27 protein-coding genes, 1 tRNA gene and 1 riboswitch are annotated in these 23,005 nt (G+C 69.4%); of the genes, 17 read left to right on the top strand and 11 right to left on the bottom strand.

The genetic code is table 11. From position 1 onward, the window contains the following. Positions 1-18: 18 nt before the first annotated feature. Together OG509_RS14820 and OG509_RS14815 are read left to right on the top strand one after the other, a co-directional pair. Positions 19-2,430: an immune inhibitor A domain-containing protein gene (locus tag OG509_RS14820; RefSeq protein ID WP_406183055.1), complete on the top strand. Its 2,412-nt coding sequence runs from the start codon at positions 19-21 to the stop codon at positions 2,428-2,430. 113 nt (positions 2,431-2,543) lie between these two features. After that, positions 2,544-2,846 carry a hypothetical protein gene (locus OG509_RS14815; RefSeq protein ID WP_030158646.1) on the top strand — a complete coding sequence of 101 codons (303 nt, stop codon included), beginning with the start codon at positions 2,544-2,546 and terminating at the stop codon, positions 2,844-2,846. Positions 2,847-2,884: 38 nt separating this feature from the next. Here the strand turns inward: OG509_RS14815 and OG509_RS14810 are convergent, their stop codons facing one another. Together OG509_RS14810 and OG509_RS14805 are read right to left on the bottom strand one after the other, a co-directional pair. Beyond that, entirely contained in the window at positions 2,885-3,478 is a 594-nt protein-coding gene (locus OG509_RS14810) for a nicotinamidase (RefSeq protein WP_406183054.1), read from the bottom strand. Positions 3,479-3,586: 108 nt separating this feature from the next. Continuing rightward, positions 3,587-4,915, bottom strand: a complete 1,329-nt coding sequence (locus OG509_RS14805; RefSeq protein ID WP_406183053.1) for a nicotinate phosphoribosyltransferase — start codon at positions 4,913-4,915, stop codon at positions 3,587-3,589. Positions 4,916-4,996: 81 nt separating this feature from the next. On the opposite strand from OG509_RS14805, the gene clpS reads away from it, so the two are divergent. The 7 genes from clpS to OG509_RS14770 all read left to right on the top strand — a co-directional run bounded on the left by clpS (position 4,997) and on the right by OG509_RS14770 (position 9,732). After that, positions 4,997-5,311 carry an ATP-dependent Clp protease adapter ClpS gene (gene clpS / locus OG509_RS14800; RefSeq protein ID WP_078622182.1) on the top strand — a complete coding sequence of 105 codons (315 nt, stop codon included), beginning with the start codon at positions 4,997-4,999 and terminating at the stop codon, positions 5,309-5,311. After that, positions 5,311-5,928 (top strand): DUF2017 domain-containing protein, encoded by a 618-nt coding sequence (locus OG509_RS14795; RefSeq protein ID WP_406183052.1) that lies wholly within the window; start codon positions 5,311-5,313, stop codon positions 5,926-5,928. Before clpS ends, OG509_RS14795 begins: the two co-directional genes overlap by 1 nt. Positions 5,929-6,268: 340 nt before the next feature. Then, positions 6,269-7,738, top strand: a complete 1,470-nt coding sequence (locus OG509_RS14790; RefSeq protein ID WP_406183051.1) for an amino acid permease — start codon at positions 6,269-6,271, stop codon at positions 7,736-7,738. A gap of 76 nt (positions 7,739-7,814) precedes the next feature. Continuing rightward, the gene (locus OG509_RS14785; RefSeq protein ID WP_406183050.1) at positions 7,815-8,237 is read left to right on the top strand and encodes a Mov34/MPN/PAD-1 family protein; all 423 of its coding nucleotides are present in this window, start codon (positions 7,815-7,817) and stop codon (positions 8,235-8,237) included. A gap of 77 nt (positions 8,238-8,314) precedes the next feature. Next, on the top strand, positions 8,315-8,422 hold the full coding sequence (locus OG509_RS14780; RefSeq protein WP_324603773.1) for a putative leader peptide: 108 nt from the start codon (positions 8,315-8,317) through the stop codon (positions 8,420-8,422). An 81-nt stretch (positions 8,423-8,503) separates the two neighbouring features. Continuing rightward, positions 8,504-8,782, top strand: coding sequence for a MoaD/ThiS family protein (locus tag OG509_RS14775; RefSeq protein ID WP_030866524.1), 279 nt, complete (start codon positions 8,504-8,506; stop codon positions 8,780-8,782). After that, entirely contained in the window at positions 8,782-9,732 is a 951-nt protein-coding gene (locus OG509_RS14770; protein WP_384707805.1) for a PLP-dependent cysteine synthase family protein, read from the top strand. Before OG509_RS14775 ends, OG509_RS14770 begins: the two co-directional genes overlap by 1 nt. 77 nt (positions 9,733-9,809) lie before the next feature. Here the strand turns inward: OG509_RS14770 and OG509_RS14765 are convergent, their stop codons facing one another. After that, complete coding sequence (locus OG509_RS14765; RefSeq protein ID WP_406187578.1) at positions 9,810-10,163, bottom strand: DUF488 domain-containing protein; 354 nt, start codon at positions 10,161-10,163, stop codon at positions 9,810-9,812. Then, positions 10,160-10,579, bottom strand: coding sequence for a hypothetical protein (locus OG509_RS14760; RefSeq protein ID WP_406183049.1), 420 nt, complete (start codon positions 10,577-10,579; stop codon positions 10,160-10,162). Before OG509_RS14760 ends, OG509_RS14765 begins: the two co-directional genes overlap by 4 nt. A gap of 205 nt (positions 10,580-10,784) precedes the next feature. Between OG509_RS14760 and OG509_RS14755 the strand changes: the two genes are divergently transcribed. After that, positions 10,785-11,537, top strand: coding sequence for an MBL fold metallo-hydrolase (locus OG509_RS14755; RefSeq protein ID WP_406183048.1), 753 nt, complete (start codon positions 10,785-10,787; stop codon positions 11,535-11,537). Between the two features lie 81 nt (positions 11,538-11,618). Here OG509_RS14755 and OG509_RS14750 read toward each other — a convergent pair whose 3' ends face one another. Both OG509_RS14750 and OG509_RS14745 read right to left on the bottom strand, forming a co-directional pair. Next, a complete protein-coding gene (locus tag OG509_RS14750; RefSeq protein ID WP_406183047.1) occupies positions 11,619-12,875 on the bottom strand; it encodes a PTS transporter subunit EIIC in 1,257 nt (418 codons plus the stop codon). Between the two features lie 294 nt (positions 12,876-13,169). Beyond that, positions 13,170-14,471: a PTS transporter subunit EIIC gene (locus OG509_RS14745; protein ID WP_406183046.1), complete on the bottom strand. Its 1,302-nt coding sequence runs from the start codon at positions 14,469-14,471 to the stop codon at positions 13,170-13,172. Positions 14,472-14,666: 195 nt separating this feature from the next. On the opposite strand from OG509_RS14745, the gene OG509_RS14740 reads away from it, so the two are divergent. The 4 genes from OG509_RS14740 to rdgB all read left to right on the top strand — a co-directional run bounded on the left by OG509_RS14740 (position 14,667) and on the right by rdgB (position 16,941). Next, positions 14,667-14,951, top strand: a complete 285-nt coding sequence (locus OG509_RS14740) for a glucose PTS transporter subunit EIIB (protein ID WP_403737125.1) — start codon at positions 14,667-14,669, stop codon at positions 14,949-14,951. Between the two features lie 107 nt (positions 14,952-15,058). Further along, on the top strand, positions 15,059-15,784 hold the full coding sequence (gene rph / locus OG509_RS14735) for a ribonuclease PH (RefSeq protein ID WP_030299875.1): 726 nt from the start codon (positions 15,059-15,061) through the stop codon (positions 15,782-15,784). A 126-nt stretch (positions 15,785-15,910) separates the two neighbouring features. Beyond that, entirely contained in the window at positions 15,911-16,297 is a 387-nt protein-coding gene (locus tag OG509_RS14730; RefSeq protein ID WP_406183045.1) for a hypothetical protein, read from the top strand. A gap of 38 nt (positions 16,298-16,335) precedes the next feature. Beyond that, entirely contained in the window at positions 16,336-16,941 is a 606-nt protein-coding gene (gene rdgB / locus OG509_RS14725) for an RdgB/HAM1 family non-canonical purine NTP pyrophosphatase (protein WP_406183044.1), read from the top strand. A 56-nt stretch (positions 16,942-16,997) separates the two neighbouring features. On the opposite strand, the gene OG509_RS14720 is transcribed toward rdgB, so the two are convergent. From OG509_RS14720 to bcp, 4 genes are all read right to left on the bottom strand, one after another. Next, positions 16,998-17,081: transfer RNA gene (locus OG509_RS14720), tRNA-Leu, on the bottom strand. Between the two features lie 49 nt (positions 17,082-17,130). Then, on the bottom strand, positions 17,131-17,784 hold the full coding sequence (locus tag OG509_RS14715; protein WP_406183043.1) for an HNH endonuclease: 654 nt from the start codon (positions 17,782-17,784) through the stop codon (positions 17,131-17,133). After that, positions 17,781-18,428, bottom strand: coding sequence for an HNH endonuclease signature motif containing protein (locus OG509_RS14710; protein ID WP_406183042.1), 648 nt, complete (start codon positions 18,426-18,428; stop codon positions 17,781-17,783). Before OG509_RS14710 ends, OG509_RS14715 begins: the two co-directional genes overlap by 4 nt. A 148-nt stretch (positions 18,429-18,576) precedes the next feature. Continuing rightward, positions 18,577-19,044, bottom strand: coding sequence for a thioredoxin-dependent thiol peroxidase (gene bcp, locus OG509_RS14705; RefSeq protein WP_030158622.1), 468 nt, complete (start codon positions 19,042-19,044; stop codon positions 18,577-18,579). Between the two features lie 114 nt (positions 19,045-19,158). On the opposite strand from bcp, the gene OG509_RS14700 reads away from it, so the two are divergent. The 3 genes from OG509_RS14700 to OG509_RS14690 all read left to right on the top strand — a co-directional run bounded on the left by OG509_RS14700 (position 19,159) and on the right by OG509_RS14690 (position 20,371). Further along, entirely contained in the window at positions 19,159-19,476 is a 318-nt protein-coding gene (locus OG509_RS14700) for a DUF3618 domain-containing protein (RefSeq protein ID WP_385579753.1), read from the top strand. A gap of 94 nt (positions 19,477-19,570) precedes the next feature. After that, positions 19,571-19,873 carry a co-chaperone GroES gene (locus tag OG509_RS14695; protein ID WP_048475576.1) on the top strand — a complete coding sequence of 101 codons (303 nt, stop codon included), beginning with the start codon at positions 19,571-19,573 and terminating at the stop codon, positions 19,871-19,873. A 69-nt stretch (positions 19,874-19,942) separates the two neighbouring features. Beyond that, positions 19,943-20,020: riboswitch (guanidine-III (ykkC-III) riboswitch) on the top strand. Between the two features lie 30 nt (positions 20,021-20,050). Then, the gene (locus tag OG509_RS14690) at positions 20,051-20,371 is read left to right on the top strand and encodes a multidrug efflux SMR transporter (protein WP_030158619.1); all 321 of its coding nucleotides are present in this window, start codon (positions 20,051-20,053) and stop codon (positions 20,369-20,371) included. Positions 20,372-20,392: 21 nt separating this feature from the next. Here the strand turns inward: OG509_RS14690 and OG509_RS14685 are convergent, their stop codons facing one another. Then, positions 20,393-22,849: a transglycosylase domain-containing protein gene (locus OG509_RS14685; protein ID WP_406183041.1), complete on the bottom strand. Its 2,457-nt coding sequence runs from the start codon at positions 22,847-22,849 to the stop codon at positions 20,393-20,395. Positions 22,850-23,005 lie beyond the last annotated feature (156 nt).

Raw genomic sequence — 23,005 nt, 5'->3', positions numbered from 1 at the left:
GGAGGGGAACGACATCAAGTGACCAGCAATTCCGCTCGCAGACGAGCGCTGCGCGCCGCAGCCGTCGGTGTGGCCCTGGCCGCAACCGCGGCTTCCGGCGCCTTCCTCGTCACCGCCCAGGCTTCCGAGGCGCCGTCGACCGCGCCCGCCTCGGACCGGCAGGACCCGTCCGCCTCCGCTAAGGAGTCGGTCCAGCACAACCTGAAGGGCCCGTTCAGCGACCAGCAGGCGCAGGCGCGCGAAGCCGCCCTCGACCAGGTCCTGTCCGGCAAGAAGACCGTGGAGCAGCGGGGCGCCTCCAAGGTCGTCAAGCTCGACGACAAGAAGTACGTCGAGCTCGGCCGCGAGAAGACCGACAAGATCTTCACGATCCTCGTCGAGTTCGGCGACCAGGTCGACAACACGACCATGTTCGACCCGGACGGTCCGGACGGCCCGAAGCCCGCGGCGCCGAAGTACGGCGGCAACCCCGGTCCGGCGCGCAACCAGATCGCCGAGCCGGACCGCGCCACGAACAACAGCACCGCCTGGCGCAAGGACTTCAGCCGCGACTACTTCCAGGACCTGTACTTCGGTACCGGCCAGGGCAAGAACTCGCTGAAGACCTACTACGAGAAGACCTCCTCGGGCCGTTACTCGGTCGAGGGCCAGGTCGCCGACTGGGTCAAGATCCCGTACAACGAGGCCCGTTACGGCTCGAACTACTGCGGTCAGACCAACTGCGCCAACGTCTGGGACACCGTCCGTGACGGTGTCAACGCGTGGGTCGACGCCCAGAAGAAGGCCGGCAAGACCGACGCCGAGATCAAGGCCACGCTGGCCCAGTACGACCAGTGGGACCGCAACGACTTCGACGGCGACGGCAACTTCAACGAGCCCGACGGCTACATCGACCACTTCCAGATCGTCCACGCGGGCGAGGACGAGTCGGCCGGTGGCGGTGTCCAGGGCACCAACGCGCTGTGGGCGCACCGCTGGTACGCCTACGGCACCGACGCGGGCAAGACCGGCCCGGCGAACAACAAGGCCGGCGGCACCCAGATCGGCGACACCGGCATCTGGGTCGGCGACTACACGATGCAGCCGGAGAACGGCGGCCTCGGCGTCTTCGCGCACGAGTACGGCCACGACCTCGGTCTGCCGGACCTCTACGACACCTCCGGTGGCGGCGACAACTCGGTGGGCTTCTGGTCCCTGATGTCGGCCGGCTCCTGGCTCGGTGACGGCAAGGACTCCATAGGCAACCTCCCGGGCGACATGACCGCCTGGGACAAGCTCCAGCTGGGCTGGCTGAACTACGACACGGCCAAGGCCGCGACGAAGTCCACCCACAAGCTGGGCGTGTCGGCGTACAACACCAAGGACAAGCAGGCGCTGGTCGTCGAGCTGCCGAACAAGCAGGTCAAGACCGACATCGTCGCTCCCGCCGAGGGCTCCTCGCAGTGGTGGAGCAACATGGGTGACGACCTCAAGAACACCCTCGCCCGCTCGGTCGACCTGACCGGCAAGTCCTCCGCCGCCGTGTCCCTCAAGGGCTGGTGGGACATCGAGAAGGACTACGACTACCTCTACGCCGAGGCGTCCACCGACGGCGGCGCCACCTGGACCGTCCTGAACGGCACCGCCAACGGCAAGGCCATCCCGGCCGACGCCGCGGGCAACGCCGGTCTGACCGACGCCTCCGCCGGCTGGCAGGACCTGAACTACCCGCTCGACGCCTACGCCGGCAAGAAGATCGACCTGCGCTTCCGCTACCAGACGGACGGCGGCGCGGGCGGCAAGGGCTTCACCGGTGACGCCTTCAAGATCACCGCGGACGGCCAGACCCTGTTCACCGACGGCGCCGAGAACGGCGACAACGGCTGGACCGGCAAGGGCTTCTCGCGCATCGGCGCCGGCTTCACCAAGGACTACCCGCAGTACTACATCGCGGAGAACCGCCGCTACGTCTCGTACGACTCCACCCTCAAGGTGGGCCCGTACAACTTCGGCTTCACCAACACGAAGCCGGGCTGGGTGGAGCACTACCCGTACCAGGACGGCCTGCTGATCTGGCTGTGGGACAAGTCCCAGAAGGACAACAACACCAGCCAGCACCCGGGCTCGGGTCTGATCCTCCCGATCGACGCCAACGCCAAGCCGATGAAGTGGTCGGACGGCACCCTGCTGCGGAACAAGATCCAGCCGTACGACGCGACGTTCAGCGCGTACTCGACGGACGCCTTCACCCTGCACAAGAACGGTGAGGCGCTGTTCCTGAAGCCGAAGCCCGCGAACCTGGTCTTCGACGACCACAAGGGCAAGTACTACTACGACGAGAACCCGACCGGTTCGGTGAAGGTCACTGACACCAACACCAAGATCAAGATCGTGAAGGAGCCGTACGACGGTCTCCAGATGACGGTCGAGGTCGGCCCCGCCGCCAAGTAATTCGCTAAACCTGCAGGTCAAAGCATGATCGGCCGTCGCCCCCTAGCGGGCGGCGGCCGTTCGCGTTTAGATGCGGGTGCGAGTTTTTCTTATTGACGGGGGAGCTGAAGATCATGCCCGGTGGAGGTTTCGTCAGATTGCCAGGCGGCAGCGTGGTGGTCGCACTCACGCTGCCGCGGCCCTGCGGCGAGGGCGGGAACGTCCGCGTCCTGGTGCACGCCGCGAACCGGGCCCGCGCCCTGACCAGGCTGCGGAACCTCGGGATGCGGGCGGTGTACCTGCGCGGCAACGCACAGCCGCCGACCCCGGACGAGGTCACGGCCGTCCTGCACCACCCGGACGGCCTGCTGTGGCGCGGCGCCCCGGACCGGGCGCAGGAGCTCTGGCACCCGATCCGGGCCCTGCTGGGGCACTAGCCGGCCCGGCAGGCCCTTGGTGACGGCCTTGCGGGCTCCTAGCGGGGGCTCTCGCCGATCAGCTTGACGCCGGCCGAGCGGAGCTCCTCCAGCGCCCTGGCGGCGGTGTGGGGGGCCACGGCGACCGACAGGTCCAGCAGCACGCGGGTGGTGAAGCCGGCGCGTATGGCGTCGAGGGCCGTGGCCCGCACGCAGTGGTCGGTGGCGATCCCGACGACGTCCACCTCGCTCACGCGCTGGTCCCGCAGCCACTGGGTGAGCGGGGTGCCGTTCTCGTTGGACCCCTCGAACCCGCTGTACGCGGCCTCGTAGGCCCCCTTGTCGAAGACGGCGGTAACGGCTCCGGAGGCGACGGCGGGGGCGAAGTTCGGGTGGAACCCGACGCCCTCGGTCCCGGCGACGCAGTGGACCGGCCAGGAGGTCTCGTAGTCCGGCTCGGCCGGGGGGCGGGCGAAGTGCGACCCGGGGTCGATGTGGCGGTCGCGGCTGGCGACGACGTGCCGGTAGCCGGCCGTGGACTGGCCGATCAGCTCGGTGATCGCGGCGGCGACATCGGCCCCGCCGGTGACCGCGAGGCTGCCGCCTTCGCAGAAGTCGTTCTGTACGTCGACGACGATCAGTGCGCGGTGCATGTCGCGTGTCCTTCGGTTGTCGTGTCTGCCGCTGCGCGGGCTCTTCCCCCGCCCCGCCCCTCCCCGAAACCGGGTGCGCCGCCCCGGTCCGTGGGGCACCGCTCGGGTCTAGGCGTACTCCGTCGGGATGACCGGCTCGCCGCGCGAGAGCTGCGTCGCCGAGAGCGGGAGGCCGGCGCAGGCCTCGCGGTGGCGGTCGCGGGCCGCCTCCAGGGGCTCGCGGGCGACCACCTCGCCCGCCTTCACCAGCTGGACGAGGAGCTGGGTGTCCGAGAGCGCCGCCGGCACCGCGCCGGTCCCGACCACCTCCGCCTCCGCGACCCCCTCCGCGTCCACCCGCCGCGCCGCCCACTTGCGGCCGCCGATCGAGGTCTTCCCGCCCGTGGACTTCTTCGCCACCGGCACCAGCGGCGCCTTCGGGTCCGCCGACGTGGCCCGCGCCACCAGCTTGTAGACCATCGAGCACGTGGGGTGCCCGCTGCCCGTCACCAGCTGCGTGCCGACCCCGTACGCGTCCACCGGAGCCGCCGCCAGCGAGGCGATCGCGTACTCGTCCAGGTCCGAGGTCACCACGATCCGCGTCCCCGTCGCCCCGAGCTCATCGAGCTGGTGGCGCACCCGGTGCGCGACGAGCAGCAGGTCGCCGGAGTCGATCCGGACCGCCCCCAGCCCCGTACCGGCCACCTCGACGGCCGTCCGTACGGCCTCCGCCACGTCGTACGTGTCCACCAGCAGCGTGGTCCCGCTGCCCAGCGAGGCCACCTGGGCCTGGAAGGCGTCCCGCTCGGTGTCGTGCACCAGCGTGAAGGCGTGCGCCGAGGTCCCGACCGTCGGGATCCCGTACCGGAAGCCGGCCGCCAGGTCCGAGGTGGAGGCGAAGCCGCCGACGTACGCGGCCCGCGAGGCGGCCACCGCGGCCAGCTCGTGCGTGCGCCGCGCGCCCATCTCGATCAGCGGCCGCCCGCCGGCCGCCGAGGCCATCCGGGAGGCGGCGGCCGCGATCGCCGAGTCGTGGTTCAGGATCGACAGGATCACGGTCTCCAGCAGGACGCACTCGGCGAAGCTGCCCTCGACGCGCAGGATCGGCGAGCCGGGGAAGTAGACCTCTCCCTCCGGGTAGCCCCAGATGTCGCCCGAGAAGCGGTACGAGGACAGCCAGTCCAGCGTCCGCATGTCGACGACTGCACTCTCGCGCAGGAACTCCAGCACGGCCGCGTCGAAGCGGAAGTTCTCCACCGCGTCCAGGACGCGGCCGGTGCCCGCCACGACCCCGTAGCGGCGCCCCTCGGGCAGCCGCCGGGTGAAGACCTCGAAGACCGACCGGCGGTCGGCGGTGCCGTTCGCCAGGGCGGCCTGCAGCATCGTGAGCTCGTAATGATCCGTGAAGAGCGCTGTCGACGGCACGTCCACCGGCAGGCCCAGGTCCGCAGGGTTCATGCCTCGGATGCTAGCGCACATTTCGTCAAAGTGACGAGATCTCGGGACCCGTTTGTGCGACCGGCCGGTAGCAGTGGCAGCATGGGACAAGTGAGTGTTGCTCCCATTGAGATCGAACGCACCGAGTCGGCCGAAGAGACCTTCGCTGTCCCCGAACCCGACGTCCCCTGGGTGACCCTGGTGCACAACGACCCGGTCAACCTCATGAGCTACGTGACGTACGTGTTCCAGGCGTACTTCGGCTATTCGAAGGACAAGGCGCACAAGCTGATGCTCGACGTCCACCACAAGGGTCGGGCGGTCGTGTCCAGCGGCAGCCGCGAGGAAATGGAGCGCGACGTGCAGGCCATGCACGGCTACGGCCTGTGGGCGACCCTCTCCCAGGACCGCTTCTGATGGGGCGCTCCGCCGGGATGTTCGAAGCCCTGAAGGGCGGCGGCGCCGCCATCGCGCTGGACGAGATCGAGATCTCCATCCTGCGCTCGCTGGCCGTGCAGCTGCTGGAGCTCATCGGACCGGGCGCGCCCGAGCCCGAAGAGGACGCCGACCCGCTGGCCGTGCTGTTCGCCGAGGGCAACCAGGGGCCCACCGAGCGGCCCTCCGACCCCGCGCTGATCCGGCTCTTCCCCGACGCCTACGGCGGCCCCGGCGCCGAGGACCAGGGCGTCGACCCGGCCGAGCTGGCCGCCCGGTCGGCGGAGTTCCGCCGGTTCACCGAGAACGACCTGCGCACCCGCAAGCGGGAGGACGCGCTGGCCGTCGTACGGAGCCTGGACGGGCTGACGCCCGGCGGCGAGGGGACGGCGCTGCTGGAGCTCACCGGAGAGCTGCCGCTGCGCTGGCTGGGCGCGCTCAACGACCTGCGCCTGACCATCGCGGCCCGGCTCGACATCACCGAGGACGACGAGAGCGCGATGCTCTTCCGGCTGCCGGACGACGATCCGCGCAAGCCGATGGTGATGGCGTACCTGTGGCTGGGTGGCCTCCAGGAGACGCTCATCGAAACGCTCTGAGCCCCCGCAGTGAACCAACGGAGCAGCCGCCGAAGCGAACGCCGTTCGCTCAGCGGACGCTCAAATCCGGATAACGATCAGATCACCGCGATGCGGTGATCTGACGCGTTTCAGGACCTATGTCCTGAATTTATTATGCTCCAGGTCACTTTTCCACGCCTCCGGCACCCATAAGCCCGTGATAAATCTTCACGACCGCCGACGGGGCGCCACCCATGTCCCCCGGCCTGCTTGAACCGGCTGACCGCCGGGTGCAACTCCATCCGTATCCGGGGGGATCGAGGACCCGATCCGCTGCCTTCGCAGGCGCGGGTCGGCGTGGAGAAAGGCGCACCAACACATGACCTCTGTGCAGGTCGAGCAGCACGACAGGACGCCCGGCGAGGGCGCCGCGGCCGAGGGTGGCGAGGGATACCACCGCGCACTCGGAGCCCGCCAGATCCAGATGATCGCGATCGGCGGAGCCATCGGCACCGGCCTCTTCCTGGGCGCCGGCAAGGCGATCTCGAAGGCCGGACCGAGCCTGATCCTGGCCTACGCCATCGCGGGCCTGGTCATCTTCTTCATCATGCGCGCCCTCGGCGAGCTGCTGATGTACCGCCCGGTCTCGGGCTCCTTCTCGGACTACGCCCGGGAGTTCCTGGGCCCCTTCTGGGGGTACGCGACCGGCTGGACGTACTGGCTCTTCTGGGTGGTCACCGGCATCACCGAGGTGACCGCGGCGGCCAAGTACATGTCGTACTGGACCCACGACAGCTTCCCGCAGTGGGCCTACGCGCTGATCTTCACGGTCATCCTCTACGCCGCCAACCTGATCTCCGTGAAGCTCTTCGGTGAGCTGGAGTTCTGGTTCTCCATGGTCAAGGTCACAGCCATCGTCGGCATGATCCTGATCTGCGCCGGCATCCTCACCGTCGGCTTCTCCGACGCCGCCGCCACCGCGTCCGTCTCCAACCTCTGGAGCGACCGCGGCTTCTTCCCCAACGGCATCGGCGAGACGCTGATGACGCTGCAGATCGTCATGTTCGCCTTCCTCGCGGTCGAGCTGGTCGGTGTCACCGCCGGCGAGTCCAAGGACCCCGAGAAGACCCTGCCCAAGGCCATCAACACCGTGCCGTGGCGCATCGCCGTCTTCTACGTCGGCGCGCTCATCATGATCATGTCGGTCATCCCGTGGTCCAACTTCAAGGCGGGCGAGAGCCCGTTCGTGCTGGCCTTCGAGAAGATGGGCCTGGGCGTCGGCGCCGCGATCGTCAACTTCGTCGTGCTGACCGCCGCGCTCTCCTCCTGCAACTCGGGCATGTACTCCACCGGCCGCATGCTGCGCGACCTCGCGCTCAACGGCCAGGGCCCGAAGTTCTTCACCAAGCTCACCAAGAGCGGCACCCCGCTGGTCGGCACCACCTTCTCCGCCGCGCTGATGCTGGTGGGCGTCTGGATCAACTACGTCGCCCCGGGCAAGGCCTTCGACTACGTCGTCTCCTTCGCCACCATCTCCGGCATGTGGGCCTGGATCATGATCCTGGTCTGCCAGATCCGCTACCGCGCCAAGGCCGACCGCGGCGAGCTGCCGCAGTCCCCCTTCCGGGCCCCCGGCGCCCCGTGGAGCAGCTGGTTCGCCCTGCTGTTCATCGGCATGGTCATCGTGATGATGGGCATCGACAAGGACTCCCGCGTCTCGCTGTACTGCGCGCCGCTGTGGGGCCTGATCCTGGGCGTCTCGTACCTGGTGCTCAAGAAGCGCAACCCGGCCGGAGCCGCCTTCAACAAGGCCGGCGGGGCCGACAAAGCCGCAGAGCCGGTCGCCTGACCGATCCTGTCCAGCATCCGGGCCCTCCCGTACCACACCTCGGTACGGGAGGGCCCGTCTGCTTATCCTGTCGACCATGCTGACCCTCACCCAGGCGCTGTACGACCGGATCGTCGAGCACGCCCGCAAGGACCACCCCGACGAGGCCTGCGGCGTCGTGGCCGGACCGGCCGGCACCGACCGCCCCGAGCGGTTCGTCCCGATGCTCAACGCGGCCCGCTCGCCCACGTTCTACGAGTTCGACTCGAAGGACCTGCTGAAGCTCTACCGCGAGCTCGACGACCGGGACGAGGAGCCCGTGATCGTCTACCACTCGCACACCGCGACCGAGGCCTACCCCTCCCGTACGGACGTCACGTACGCGAACGAGCCCGGCGCGCACTACGTCCTGGTCTCGACGGCGGACACCGACGGCATCGGCGAGTTCCAGTTCCGCTCGTACCGGATCGCCGAAGGCGTCATCACGGAGGAAGAAGTGCAGGTCGTAGCGGGCTACTGACCACGATGTGAGCGGTTGGCGTCCACGATGCGGGATCACACTCCAAACGGGGGACCGGGAATCGTTAACATGACCGCATGGTTCCCCACGACGTGAGCATCGAGACGCCCGGCAGGCTGCTGCTCGTGGCGCGGCTGCACGTCGACCTGTGCCGTCTCGCCAGCAGCATCTGTCCTGCCGCCTGAGCACCACAGCCCCTCGCGCGGGGGCCCTTGCGCCGCGCGCCCTTACGCCCCTCCCGCCTTACTTCACCACTGGAGCCTGCCATGGCCATCGAGGTCCGCATCCCCACCATCCTCCGCACCTACACCGACGGCGAGAAGGCCGTCAGCGGTGAGGGCACCACCCTGTCCGAGCTCTTCGCGGACCTGGAGACGCGTCACAAGGGCATTGAGGAGCGCATCGTGGACGGCGGCAAGCTGCGCCGCTTCGTGAACGTCTACCTCAACGACGAGGACGTCCGCTTCCTGGACGGCATCTCCACCGCCCTCAAGGACGGCGACAGCGTCACCATCCTCCCGGCGGTCGCCGGCGGCTCCGTCTGATGCGCTACGACTCCCCGCTGGCCGCGGTCGGCAACACGCCGCTCGTCCGGCTGCCCCGGCTGTCGCCCTCGGACGACGTCCGCATCTGGGCCAAGCTGGAGGACCGGAACCCGACCGGCTCGATCAAGGACCGCCCCGCGCTCCACATGGTCGAGCAGGCGGAGAAGGACGGCCGGCTGACCCCCGGCTGCACGATCCTGGAGCCGACGTCGGGCAACACCGGCATCTCGCTGGCGATGGCGGCCAAGCTCAAGGGCTACCGGATCGTGTGCGTCATGCCGGAGAACACCTCGCAGGAGCGGCGTGACCTGCTGGCCATGTGGGGAGCCGAGATCATCTCTTCGCCGGCGGCGGGCGGGTCGAACACCGCGGTCCGGGTGGCCAAGGAGCTGGCGGCGGAGCACCCCGACTGGGTGATGCTCTACCAGTACGGGAACCCGGACAACGCGGGCGCGCACTACGCGACGACGGGCCCCGAGATCCTGCGGGACCTCCCCTCGATCACCCACTTCGTGGCGGGCCTGGGCACGACCGGCACCCTGATGGGCGTGGGCCGCTACCTGCGCGAGCACGTGCCGGGCGTGCGGATCGTCGCGGCGGAGCCGCGGTACGACGATCTGGTCTACGGCCTGCGCAACCTCGACGAGGGCTTCGTCCCGGAGCTGTACGACGCCTCGGTCCTGACCACCCGCTTCTCGGTGGGCTCGGCGGACGCGGTCACGCGCACCCGCGAACTCCTCCAGCAGGAGGGCATCTTCGCGGGCGTCTCCACCGGCGCCGCCCTGCACGCGGCGATCGGCGTGGGCCGCAAGGCGGTCGCGGCGGGCGAAACGGCGGACATCGTCTTCGTCGTGGCCGACGGCGGCTGGAAGTACCTGTCGACGGGCGTCTACACGGCGAAGACCACCGAAGAAGCGATCGAAACCCTGCAGGGCCAGCTCTGGGCCTGACCCCTCCGGTGGCCCGGGGCTGAGCCCCGGGCCCGGGGCTCAGCCGTCACCTCGCTGAGCCGTCACCCGGCCGAGCGTCACCCGGACAGCAGCTCCGCCAGGATCGCGGCGTGGCTCGCGGCGGGGTCCTTGACCGCGGTCAGCAGGGTGAGCGGGCCCGCCCCGGCCAGCGTGCGCAGGCGGGCCAGTTCCGCCGCCGCCTCCGGCTCCGCCAGCTCCGCCTCGTAGCGGGCCCGGAACTCCTGCGCCGAGCCCCCGCCCCCGTGGAACCACGTGCGCAGCTCCCCGGACGGGGTCACCGCCTTCGGCCACCGGTCCACCGCGGCCGCCGCCTTCGACAGACCCCGCGGCCACAGCCGGTCCACGAGCACCCGCACGCCGTCCGCCCCCGGCTCCGGGGGGTCGTACACCCGCCGCACCCGCACCATCAGCCGCCACCTCCGAGTCCCTTGACCTCGTCCCACACCGCGGGATCCAGGACTCCCAGCCGACTGCGGAACTCCCACACCCACACCTCCTCCGGCCGGTCCGCTTCCAGGAAGCCCGCCCGGCCCTGCGCCCCCACCGTCCCCGGCGGCAGCGGGATCACCCCGGCCCGCCGGTCGTCGTACTTCCCGGTGATCCACGCGACCCGCGCCCGGTGGGCCCGTACGGACGACGCCGCCAGCACCAGGCACAGCCGCCCGTCCGCGAGAGACCACAGCTCACCGGCCCGCGGCTGCGGCGCCGCGCCCGGCCCGTGCGGCGGCGGGTCCCGCCGGGCGCGCCCCGGCCGCCGCCCCGCCACCAGCACCACCAGCACCACGGCCACCACCGCGACCGCCGCGGGCCACCAGGACGTGTCCATATTCCGAAGGTAGCCGCGCCCCCGCACCCCGGCACGGCAGTGCACCGGCACGCCCGTGCCCACCGTCGCTCCCCCGGGTGACAGCACAGGTGATTCCCCCCACAACGGCCTGCCGCGGAGGAGCGACCTGACGTTTCGCGCCTTACGCTCGACCCACGCACGGCCCGCATTCCGTCCACGGACCGTCCCCGGAGGTTCTCGCTCCATGAAGCTCACCGTCGTCGGCTGCTCGGGGTCGTTCCCGTCCGCGGAATCGGCCTGTTCGAGCTACCTCGTCGAGGCCGACGGCTTCCGGCTGCTCCTCGACATGGGCAACGGCGCCCTGGGCGAGCTGCAGCGCCACGTCGGTCTCTACGACCTCGACGCGATCTTCCTGAGCCATCTGCACGCGGACCACTGCATCGACATGTGCGCGTACTTCGTCGCCCGCTTCTACCGCCACGAGGGCGGCCGCTGCGGCACGATCCCGGTCTACGGCCCCGACGGCACCGAGAAGCGCCTGACGACCGCGTACGAGGACGTCCCCGACGAGCGCTCCATGAGCGAGGTCTTCGACTTCCGGACCCTGAAGTCCGGCAGCTTCGAGATCGGCCCGTTCAGGGTCCGCACCGAGCGGGTCTGCCACCCCGTCGAGGCCTACGGCATCCGCGTCGAACACGGCGGCCGCTCCCTGACGTACTCCGGCGACACGGGTGTCTGCCCCGAGCTGGGGATGCTGGCCGAGGGCACGGACCTGTTCCTGTGCGAGGCCTCCTTCACGCACGGCAAGGAGGACGTCCCGGACCTCCACCTCAACGGCCGCGAGGCCGGGGAGTTCGCGCAGGGCGGCAAGGTCGGCCGGCTCGTCCTGACGCACATCCCGCCGTGGACGGACGCCCGCCAGAACCTGGCCGACGCCCGCGCGGTCTACGACGGCCCGGTGGACCTGGCGTACGCGGGCGCCGTCTACGAGGTCTGAGCACGGCTCTCGGCCGTACGCACGAGGAAGCCCCCGCCCTCCCGGAAGGGAGAGCGGGGGCTTCGCCGTACGCGGTTCTTCTTACTTGGCCTCGGCCTTGAGCAGCTCGGCGAGCTCCTCGTCGGACTCGCGGCCCGGCGTCGGCAGGTTGAACTTCGTGATCGCGAAGCGGAAGACCACGTAGTAGACCGCCGCGAAGCACAGGCCCACGACCGCCAGGCCCAGCGGGTTGGTGGCCTTGCCCAGGTTCAGCAGGTAGTCGATGGCGCCGGCCGAGAAGCCGAAGCCGTCCTTCATGCCCAGACCCCACGTCAGCGCCATGGAGACACCGGTCAGTACCGCGTGGATCGCGTACAGGACCGGGGCGATGAACATGAACGTGAACTCGATCGGCTCGGTCACACCGGTGACGAAGGAGGTCAGCGCGAGGGAGAACATCATGCCGCCGACGACCTTGCGCCGCTCGGGGCGGGCGCAGTGGACGATCGCGAGGCAGGCCGCCGGAAGGGCGAACATCATGATCGGGAAGAAGCCGGTCATGAACTGTCCGGCGCTCGGGTCACCGGCGAGGAAGCGGGAGATGTCGCCGCTCTTGCCCTGGAACTCGCCGGCCTGGAACCACGGGAAGGAGTTCAGCAGGTGGTGCATGCCGACCGGGATCAGCGCACGGTTGGCGACACCGAAGATGCCCGCGCCGACGGCGCCGGAGCCGACGAGCCACTCACCGAAGCTGTGCAGACCCGTGCCGAGGACCGGCCAGATCAGGCCGAAGACGATACCGATGACGAGACCGGCGAAGGCCGAGAGGATCGGGACCAGACGACGGCCACCGAAGAAGCCCGCCCACTCGGGCAGCTTGGTCCGGTAGAACTTCTGGTAGATCAGGGCGACCACGATGCCCATGACGACACCGCCGAGCACCTTGGCGTCGACCGGGGCGTCGATCATGACGACCTTGCCGTCGACCGCCTTGGCTATCTTCGGCAGGTTCGAGTCGGTGAACGTGGCGAGCACGTTCTTGAAGACCAGGTAACCGGTCACCGCGGCGAGCGCGGTCGAGCCGTCGGACTTCTTGGCGAAGCCGATCGCGATGCCCACGGCGAACAGCAGCGCCATGTTGTCGAGGATCGCGCCACCGCCGGCGGACATGTATCCGGCTATCTTGGTCAGGAACGTCGGCAGCGAGGGATCGCCGAGCATGTCCTTGTCGCCGAGGCGGACGAGCAGCGCGGCGGCCGGGAGCACCGCAACGGGGAGCATGAGGCTCCGGCCGATGCGCTGCATGACGGCCATCACGCCCGCGCCCTTCTTCTTTTCCGCAGCGGTGGCTGTGGACATGAGGTTCCTCCAGAAGGCAAGGCGCCGCCCAGCGAGTGCAACGGGGGATGGCGGCGTCTCAAAATGGGGGTACGCGAGCTCCGGACCGGGCTTGCGTGGTCTACACCAATGGGTGGTGTAGACCAGTTGTAGCATGGTCGGGGATAGATAAGGAACCTTCGATTTCCTGTGGTCTACGCCACATCTCGCCCGCGGGGGCGGCCGGGCGTGCGGTACCGGCCCCCGAACGGCCCGGAACAAGCGGAAGGCCCCCGGATCCGTGGATCCGAGGGCCTCGCGCTACGCAGGGGACCGTTATGCCTTCGTGTTGTCCGCCTCCATCGCCGCGATCTCCTCGTCGGACTCCCGCCCCGGGGTCGGGATGTTGAACTTCGTGATCGCGAAGCGGAATACCGCGTAGTACACCGCCGCGAAGCACAGGCCGATCGGAATGATCAGCAAGGGCTTCGTCGCCAGGCCGAAATTGATGACGTAGTCGATCAGCCCCGCCGAGAAGCTGAAGCCGTCGTGCACCCCCAGCGCCCACGTCACCGCCATCGACACGCCCGTCAGCAGGGCGTGGATCGCGTACAGCACCGGCGCGACGAAGAGGAACGAGTACTCCAGCGGCTCCGTGATGCCCGTGACGAAGGACGTCAGGGCGACCGACAGCATCAGACCGCCGACCTCCTTGCGCCGCTGCGGCTTCGCGCAGTGCGTGATCGCCAGCGCCGCCGCCGGAAGCGCGAACATCATGATCGGGAAGAAGCCGGTCAGGAACAGCCCCGCGTTCGGGTCGCCCGCCAGGAACATGTTGATGTCACCGTGCACCGTCGTCCCGTCCGGCTTGGTGTAGCTGCCGAACTGGAACCACACCGGCACGTTCAGGAACTGGTGCAGGCCGATCACCAGCAGCGCGCGGTTGGCCACGCCGAAGATGCCGGCGCCCCAGGAACCCAGCCCCACCAGCCAGTCGGAGAAGGACTCCAGCGCGCTGCCGACCGGCGGCCAGATCCACAGGCAGATCGCCGCGAACCCGATCGCCACGAACGACATGAGGATCGGCACCAGCCGACGCCCGTTGAAGAAGCCCAGCCAGTCGACCAGCTTCACCCGGTGGAAGCGCTGCCAGAACCAGGCGGCCAGCAGGCCCATGATGATGCCGCCGAACACACCGGGGTTCTGGTACGTGAACTCCACGAAGGTGTCGTTCGGCCCGATGCAGCCGCCGCCGATGGACCTGGTGCCGATCGGACACTCGTTGGGGAAGGCGTGCAGCACGCCCCGGTAGACGAGGAAGCCCGCCACCGCCGCGAGGGCCGTCGAACCGTCCGCCTTCTTCGCCATGCCGATCGCTACACCGATGCAGAAGAGCAGCGGCAGGCCGATGTCCGCGTTCAGCAGCGCGCCGCCCGCGGCCACCATCACCTTCGACACGATCGTCCAGTTCAGGCCCTCCTCACCCAATACGCCGGGCTGCCCCAGCCCGTTGAGGAGTCCGGCCGCGGGCAGCACCGCGATCGGCAGCTGAAGGCTGCGCCCCATCTTCTGCAGGCCCGGGTACAAGCCGCTCCACCACTTTGGCTGCGGTGCTGCTGCGGCACTGCTCGCGCTCATCGGCGTCCTCCCTGGCGGGCCCGTTTGGGCAGGTGCGTCCCGTGCGGCACACTGGTGTAGACCACTTGTGATGCGGTCGCATTCACCCGCCCGGAGGGCAGGTTGCTGCTGATCGTCATCATTCGGCAGAAGCTGGACCCACGCTCGCGTAGCTGGGCCAACAGTGGGCTACCGTGACAAAGCGGATCGCGCTGGCTGGACCAGGACCGCCGAGACTCGTTCTTCGTAGAACTCAGGGAGAAACACATGGCCACCAAGGCTGAGAAGATCGTCGCCGGGCTCGGCGGCATCGAGAACATCGAAGAGGTCGAGGGCTGCATCACCCGCCTGCGCACCGAGGTCATCGACCCCAGCAAGGTCGACGAGGTTGCCCTGAAGGCCGCCGGCGCCCACGGCGTCGTGAAGATGGGCACCGCGGTCCAGGTCGTCATCGGCACCGACGCCGACCCGATCGCCGCCGACATCGAAGACATGATGTGAGCTGAGCTCCCGCTCGAACCTCCGCCAGACCCCGTACCGGACCCACCCGGACGGGGTCTTCGCGTACCCGGCTCTCGCGTACCCGGCCACCGACTAGGCTCGGACGCATGTCTCGCATCGACGGCCGTACGCCCGAACAGCTCCGCCCGGTCACCATCGAACGCGGATGGAGCAAGCACGCCGAGGGCTCCGTCCTCATCTCCTTCGGTGACACCAAGGTCTTCTGCACCGCCTCCTTCACCGAAGGCGTCCCGCGCTGGCGCAAGGGCAGCGGCGAAGGCTGGGTCACCTCCGAGTACTCGATGCTGCCCCGCTCCACCAACACCCGCGGCGACCGCGAATCCGTACGCGGCAAGATCGGCGGCCGCACCCACGAGATCTCCCGCCTCATCGGCCGCTCCCTGCGCGCCGTCATCGACTACAAGGCGCTGGGCGAGAACACCATCGTCCTGGACTGCGACGTCCTCCAGGCCGACGGCGGCACCCGCACCGCCGCCATCACCGGCGCCTACGTGGCCCTGGCCGACGCCGTCGCCTGGGGCCAGCAGAAGAAGCTGATCAAGGCCGGCCGCAAGCCCCTCACCGGCACCGTCGCCGCCGTCAGCGTCGGCATCGTGGACGGCGTCCCGCTGCTCGACCTCTGCTACGAGGAGGACGTGCGCGCCGAGACCGACATGAACGTGGTCTGCACCGGCGACGGCCGCTTCGTCGAGGTCCAGGGCACCGCCGAGGGCGAGCCCTTCGACCGCAAGGAGCTCAACGCCCTCCTGGACCTGGCCGCGGGCGGCTGCGCCGACCTGGAGGCCATCCAGCTGGGCGCGCTCCAGCTCTAGCGAGAACCGCCGGGGCTGCTGGTGCGTCCCCCTGCATACGGGCGCACGGTGTCAAAGCCGTGCGCCCGTCCTCACATCTCGTATCTCGTATCTCGCATCCGTGTCGATTCCTGGGAGACCCGAACCATGAACCCGAAGCACCGCATAGCGGCCGTCGTGCTCGCCGCGGCTCTGGCCGTCCCGGCGCTGACGTCCTGTGACGCGATCTCGACGGCGATGGACTGCGCGAACACGGCGGTGGCCATCACCGACGGGGTGGGCGACCTCCAGCAGGCGGTCTCCCAGGCCGGCAACAGCCCGCAGGACGCCCAGAACGCGCTGAACCAGATCGAGACGAACCTCAAGAAGGTCGGCGACCAGACGGACAACGCCGACCTGAGCAAGGCCGTCTCCTCCATGACCACGGCGGTGAAGAACGTCCGCACGGCCATCGAGAACGGCAACGCCAACCCGGACATCCAGCCGGTCGCCGACGCCGCGAAGGAACTCTCGAAGGTCTGCACCCCGGGCTGACCCGAGCCCGCTCCCGGCCGGCCGGAATAATGGGGTCCATGACCAGCCGCCTGATCCTCGCCACCCGCAACGCGGGCAAAGTCGCCGAGCTCCACGCCATCCTGTCCGACGCCGGCCTGCCGTACGAGCTGGTCGGCGCGGACGCGTACCCGCAGATCCCGGACGTCAAGGAGACCGGCGTCACCTTCGCCGAGAACGCCCTCCTCAAGGCGCACGCCCTGGCCCGGGCCACCGGACTGCCGGCGATCGCCGACGACTCGGGCCTCTGCGTGGACGTCCTGAACGGCGCCCCCGGCATCTTCTCGGCGCGGTGGGCGGGCAAGCACGGAGACGACCGGGCGAACCTGGACCTCCTGCTGGCCCAGCTCGGGGACATCGCCGACGAGCACCGCGGAGCCCACTTCGCGTGCGCGGCGGCCCTCGCCCTCCCGGACGGCACCGAACGCGTCGTGGAGGGCCGCCTCCTCGGCACCCTCCGCCACGCCCCGGCGGGCACGGGCGGCTTCGGCTACGACCCGATCCTCCAGCCCGAGGGCGACACCCGCACCTGCGCGGAACTCACCGCGGCGGAAAAGAACGCCATCTCCCACCGCGGCCAGGCCTTCCGCGCCCTGGTCCCCTTCATCCGCGCCCTGGTCGCCTGAGGCTGGTACAAAAAAATGGCCTGCGAATCGATCTTTCGATTCGCAGGCCGTTGCTGTGCGGCGGAAGGGATTCGAACCCTCAAGCCGTTTCACGGGCCACAGATCCTAAGTCTGCTGCGTCGCCGTTGCGCCACCGCCGCTAGCCGCCTGCCATGATAGCGGCAGGCGGCTGTACGAAAATGCGCAAGATCAGGAACTCGACCGGCGGGGGCCTCCTCGGCACCATGTGCTGGTGATCGCGTGGCAGTTGGGGCACAGCAGCCTGAGGTTCTCCCGGCGGTCGTCGCTCCAGTCGCCGTTGACGTGGTCGATCTCCAAGGTCATGGGGCGCCCGGTCCACTCGGGAGGGGTTCCACACCGGTCACAGCACTCAGGGACGCCGATCTCGTGCAGCGCGCGACGCAGCGTCTTGGTGCCGGTTCTCCGCTGTCTGTCATGCCGGACGAGTATTTCGTCCGGCGTTTTGGCGGTGGGCGATGGCTTGCCGCGCTGGTGGGCTTGTCCCAGGAAGTGGGCAGTGCTGAGGCCCTCGTCCGCGATCCATGCCTTCAGGCGTGCGCGCTGATGATGGTTGTCCGGCCGGCCGAGGATGCGAAGGGACTCGGAGAGTGAGCGCGAAGCGTCCACGGCGTGCCGAAGCTCCGCCGCCGTCGGCCGGGGCGGTCGGCCAACGGCGGGGAAGTGGGACACGTCGATACCGTGGTCGGCGAACCGCTTCAGAAGGTAGGAGGCGAGCCGGGAGTACGGTCGCGTGCCCAGGCGGGCGATGACCTCCTCGATGTTCGAGCAGAGCCGGGCCGCCTCGGCCAGGGCTTCCTTCGTGTAGCGGTTGGCGGTGGTCATCGTCGCACCTTGCCTCGGCCGCGGTATGTATCAGTCGTGGAGTGGCAGTTGGGGCAGAGGAACCGCAGGTTCTCTCGCCGGTTGTTCCGCCAGTTGCCGTCGATGTGGTCGACCTCCAGGGCGAGCGGCTCGCCCAGCCAGACCGCCTCGATGCCGCAGAAGGCGCAGCACTCGCTGGCCCCGGCCTCCAGGAGGGCGCGCCGCAGCCGGGAGTTGGGCGTTCTTGTGGCCTGCGGCGAGGCGTCCTCGCAGAGGATCTCCTCGGCTGTGCGGCGGCGTCTGTTGTCCCGCATTCGCTCCGTCCGCCTCGGGCCGGTGAAGTGCGAGGTGTCGATGCCGAATGCCTTCACCTTGCGGCTGATGTGCGCGTGGTGTCCGCCCACGGCCTCCAGGCCGAGTCGGTGGAGCACCTCGTACATGTTGCTGGAATCGGCCACAGCCTTCTCAAGGACCTCCTTGGTCCACTTCATCCCCTCCCGCTCGAAGTGTGATGTGTCGATCCCCAGCTTCCGCATGCGGACGCGGACGTATTCCCGGGACCCACCCCGCGGGTCCGCCCCCACTTTCTCCACCACCTCGCTCAGCGTTCGCGACGTACGCGCCGCCTCCGTCAGGCGTTCCCTCGTGTATTGGCTCGTCGCCATCCGACGCCCCCTCCGCTTCCGGCCGCGTGTGCGGCTCTCGTATGGAGTAACGGGGCGATAGTCGGACGGTTACGGCTTGTTTCGTCCGATAAGCGGAGCGGCCCGCACCGGGTTGTTGGTGCGGGCCGCTCGGGGGCTGGGGGTCGGGTCAGATGCCCAGGTCCTTGATGATCTTGGCTACGTGGCCCGTGGCCTTGACGTTGTAGAGGGCGCGTTCGACCTTGCCCTCCTCGTCCACGATCACCGTGGAGCGGATGACGCCGGTCACCGTCTTGCCGTACAGCTTCTTCTCGCCGTACGCGCCGTAGGACTCAAGGACCTTCTTCTCCGGGTCGCCGACCAGGGTGACCTTCAGGTGCTCCTTCTCGCGGAACTTCGCCAGCTTCTCCGGCTTGTCCGGGGACACGCCGATCACGTCGTAGCCGGCCTCGGCCAGCACCGACAGGTTGTCCGTGAAATCGCAGGCCTGCTTCGTGCAGCCCGGCGTCAGCGCCGCGGGGTAGAAGTACACGATCACCTTGCGGCCCTTGTGGTCGGCGAGCGAGACCTCGTTGCCGTCCGCGTCGGGCAGGGTGAAGGCGGGGGCGGTGTCGCCCGGCTGGAGTCGCTCGCTCATGTCAACAGTCTCCTCGGGAGGGGATCGGTACGGTCCGAGACTAAGCTGACAGACTGTTCATGGTGGGCTACGCCCCCTACTCGACCCGACGACGACGGAGGCAGCGCGGTGCCCGTGCCCGAAGCCAGGACCCCCGCACAGATCGAGGCGGACATCGTCCGCCGTCGCGAGCAGCTCGCCGAGACGCTCGACGAGATCGGCGTGCGCGTGCATCCGAAGACGATCATCGGGGACGCGAAGGCCAGGGTCGCCTCGACCGTGGACCACACCGCCGGGCGTGCCGTCGTCGCCGTGAACCGTCTCCTGACGGACGTACGGGAGGGCCTGCGCCACGAGGACGGTGCCCCGCGCTTCGAGCGGATCGTGCCGGTCGCGCTGGTCGCGGCCGGTGTGATCGGCCTGCTCGTCGTATCGGCACGGCGCAAGCGCTGATGACCCTGCGGCGTACGGGCCGGTCGCGGGCGGGTAGGTTCGTGGCGTGAGCGACGACACCAAGACCACCACCCACGACAAGCTGCCCATCCGCATGCTGCACGACCGTGTGCTCGTGAAGTCCGACTCGCCGGAGGGCGAGCGGCGCTCGGGCGGCGGCATCCTGATCCCGGCGACCGCTGCCGTGGGCAAGCGGCTGGCCTGGGCCGAGGTGGTCGCGGTCGGGCAGAACGTACGCAGTGTGGAGCCGGGCGACCGGGTGCTGTACGACCCCGAGGACCGGGCCGAGGTCGAGGTGCGCGGTGCGACGTACGTGCTGATGCGCGAGCGGGACCTGCACGCCGTGGCCGCGGAGCGGCTGGAGGGGTCCAAGGACTCCACCGGGCTCTATCTGTAGGAGAACGGTTTCCCGCGAAGGACCGACGTCGAAGGGCCGGTGACCGGTGTCACCGGCCCTTTCGCATGGGCTTTGCTACGGTGGTGGGGAACCCCGACGAGACGCGCCGTACCGGGTAGCCGTGGCTGGACGACAAGACGACGCACCCCGTTCGCTCTCGTTCCGGAGGTGCCTGTCATGGCCTGGGTTCTGCTTCTCGTCGCCGGTCTGCTCGAAGTCGGCTGGTCGATCGGTATGAAGTTCACGGAGGGCTTCACCCGGCTGTGGCCCAGTGTGTTCACCGGGGCCGGGATCGTCGCCAGCATGGTGCTGCTCTCGTACGCCGCCAAGACGCTGCCCATCGGTACCGCGTACGGCGTATGGGTGGGCATCGGCGCGGCCGGCGCCGCCGTGCTCGGTATGGCGGTGCTGGGTGAGCCCGTCACCGCCGCCCGGATCTTCTTCATCTGCCTGCTGCTGGTCGCCGTGGTGGGGCTGAAGGCGACCTCCGGTCACTGATCCGCCGCCCCCCGGGCGGGGCTACTCCAGGTATTCCGAGGGCGGGCGCCTGCGCAGGCCGCCCGTCACGCCGCCCAGGGCGCCCGCCGTGGAGCCCGACGTTGAGCCCGACGTGGAGCCGGCGGTCGTCCCCGTACTCGTTCCCGTACTTGTTCCGGTACTCGTTCCGGCGGAGGTGCCCTCGTCCGTCTGACCTCCCGTGGTGTCGCCCTCCGTGGTCCGGCCCCCGGTGGTCTGGCCCTGGGTCTGGCCGCCCTGGTCCTGGCCGCCGGTGGGCGGCGTCGGCCGGCCCGGGCGGTTCGGCCGGCTCGGCGGCGCCGGGGATTCGGGGGTGCTCTCGTCCTCCGACGGCTCCGGGCTGCTCGGGACGAACGGCGGCGGGGACGGGGCCGCGCCCGGCTGGAGATCGAGGTCGAAGTCCAGGGGGTCGCTGTTCTCCAGGGCCGTCTTCGTGTACTGCGCCCAGATCCGGGCCGGGTACCCGCCGCCCCCGATCCTGGCCTCGCCGAGCGCCCCGTACAGGGATTCCAGGGTGCCCGTATCGGGGTCCTGGCCCATCATCGAGACGACCGTGACCAGGTCCGGGGTGTACGCCGCGAACCAGGCGGAGCGGTCCAGTTCGCCGGTGCCCGTCTTGCCGGCGGCCGGGTGCCCGGCGGCGAGGGCGGCCGTACCGGTGCCGTTGTCGACGACGCTGACCAGCATGGACGTGGTGGTGTCGGCGGCTTCGCGGCTGATGGCCTGCTTCGGGGTGCGGTCGGGCAGGTGGACGTCGTCGTCGGCCTTCTCGATCTTCTCGACGAGGGTGTACGGGGTGTAGCGGCCGTGGTCGGCGAGGGTCGCGTAGGCCTGGGTCATGTCCAGGACGCTGGCCTGCATGGTGCCCAGCGCCATGGCCGGGCCGGCGTCGAAGTTCGGGGTGTCCGCGGGGATGCCGAGACCGATCGCGGCCTGCTTGACCTTGGCGGTGCCGACGTCGACGACCATCTGCGCGAAGACGGCGTTGACGGAGAGGTCGGTGGCGGTGTTGACGGTGATGTTCCCGTACGAGATCTGCCCCTCGTTCTCGGGGGCGTAGGGGGTCCGGGTGCCGACCACGCGGCGCTTGTTGTCGCCGTCGTAGATGGTGTTGGGGGTGATCAGGCGGCCGTCCTGGGTGCGGGAGTCGTTCTCGACGGCGGCCGCGAACACGAACGGCTTGAAGGTGGAGGCCACCTGGTAGTCGTGCCGGGTCGCGTTGTTGACGTACTGCTTGGTGTAGTCGATGCCCCCGTACATGGCGACGACCTTGCCGGTGGCCGGGTCGATGGAGACCCCGCCGGCCCGTACGACGCGGTCGGCCTTGCGCTTCTCCGGGTCGAGTTGGCTGACCATCTTCTCGTCGACGGCGTCGACGAACGCGTTCTGCCGGCGCTTGTCGATCGTCGTGGTGATGCGGTAGCCGCCCTCGGCGAGGGTCTTCTCGTCGAGGATCTTGTGTTCGACGATGTAGTCCTTGACGGCCTCGACGAGGTAGCCGCGCTGGCCCGAGAGCCCGGCGGCCGGGCGGACCTTGCCGGGTTCGGGGAAGCGGATGGCGGCCCGTTCGGCCGCCGGCAGCCACTGCTTCTTGACCATGCCGTCGAGTACGTAGTTCCAGCGGGCGAGCGCGCGGTCGCGGCTCTGGGGGTGGGCGACGACGTCGAAGGCGCTGGGGGAGTTGAGGAGGGTGGCGAGGTACGCGCCCTCGGCGGGGTTGAGTTCGTCGACGTCCTTGCCGTAGTAGGCCTGGGCGGCGGCCTGGATGCCGTACGCGTTGCGGCCGAAGTAGCTGGTGTTGAGGTAGCCCTCCAGGATGTAGTCCTTCGACTTCTCGCGACCGAGTTTGATCGCGATGAAGAACTCCTTCACCTTGCGCTTGATGGTCTGTTCCTGACCCAGGTAGTAGTTCTTGACGTACTGCTGGGTGATGGTGGAGCCGGACTGGGTGCCCTTGCCGGTCGCCGTGTTCCAGGCGGCGCGGACCATCGCCTTGGGGTCGACGGCCCGCTCGGAGTGGAAGTCCCGGTCCTCCGCGGCCAGTACGGCTTCCTGGACGGTGCGGGGGATCTGCGAGAGCGGGACGTTGACGCGGTTGACCTCGCCGTCGCGGGCGAGCTGGGAGCCGTCGGCGTAGAGGTACAGGTTGGACTGGGCGGTGGCGGCGGCGTTGGCGGGCGGGATGTGGACCAGCAGGTAGCCGGCGACGAAGGCGCCGACGATCAGCAGGGCGAGCAGCAGGAGGGCGCCGAGCACCATGCGCCAGGTGGGGACGAGGCGGCGCCAGCCGGTCCGCTTCCGTTTCCGCTCCGCCTTCTTGGCGGCTCGGCGGGCCTGCCTCTCACTGGCCGGCTTCTGCGGTTTCTGCGGCTGCCCTGCCGGCGGCGGCTGCGTGGGCCGCCCTGAGGGGGTGTCCGGGTCACGAGGGGTCCAGCCCGGTGGTGGTGACTGGTCGCTCATCGCCAGAACTCCTCGACGCCGTACGAAATATCCACGTCTGTACCTCATGCTGTCTACCCGATTGGCCGCTCGTTCCGCGTCGGACGGGCATAAATCGGTCGCGTGGATCGCCCCTCCGCACTAAGCTCGCGCGCTTTGGCCGACGTAGGAACGACC

The sequence above is a fragment of the Streptomyces sp. NBC_01006 genome, assembly GCF_045162725.1.
Lineage (GTDB): Bacteria > Actinomycetota > Actinomycetes > Streptomycetales > Streptomycetaceae > Streptomyces.
The sequence above is the reverse complement of the archived record's forward strand: the minus strand, read 5'-3'. Positions and strand labels throughout refer to the sequence as shown.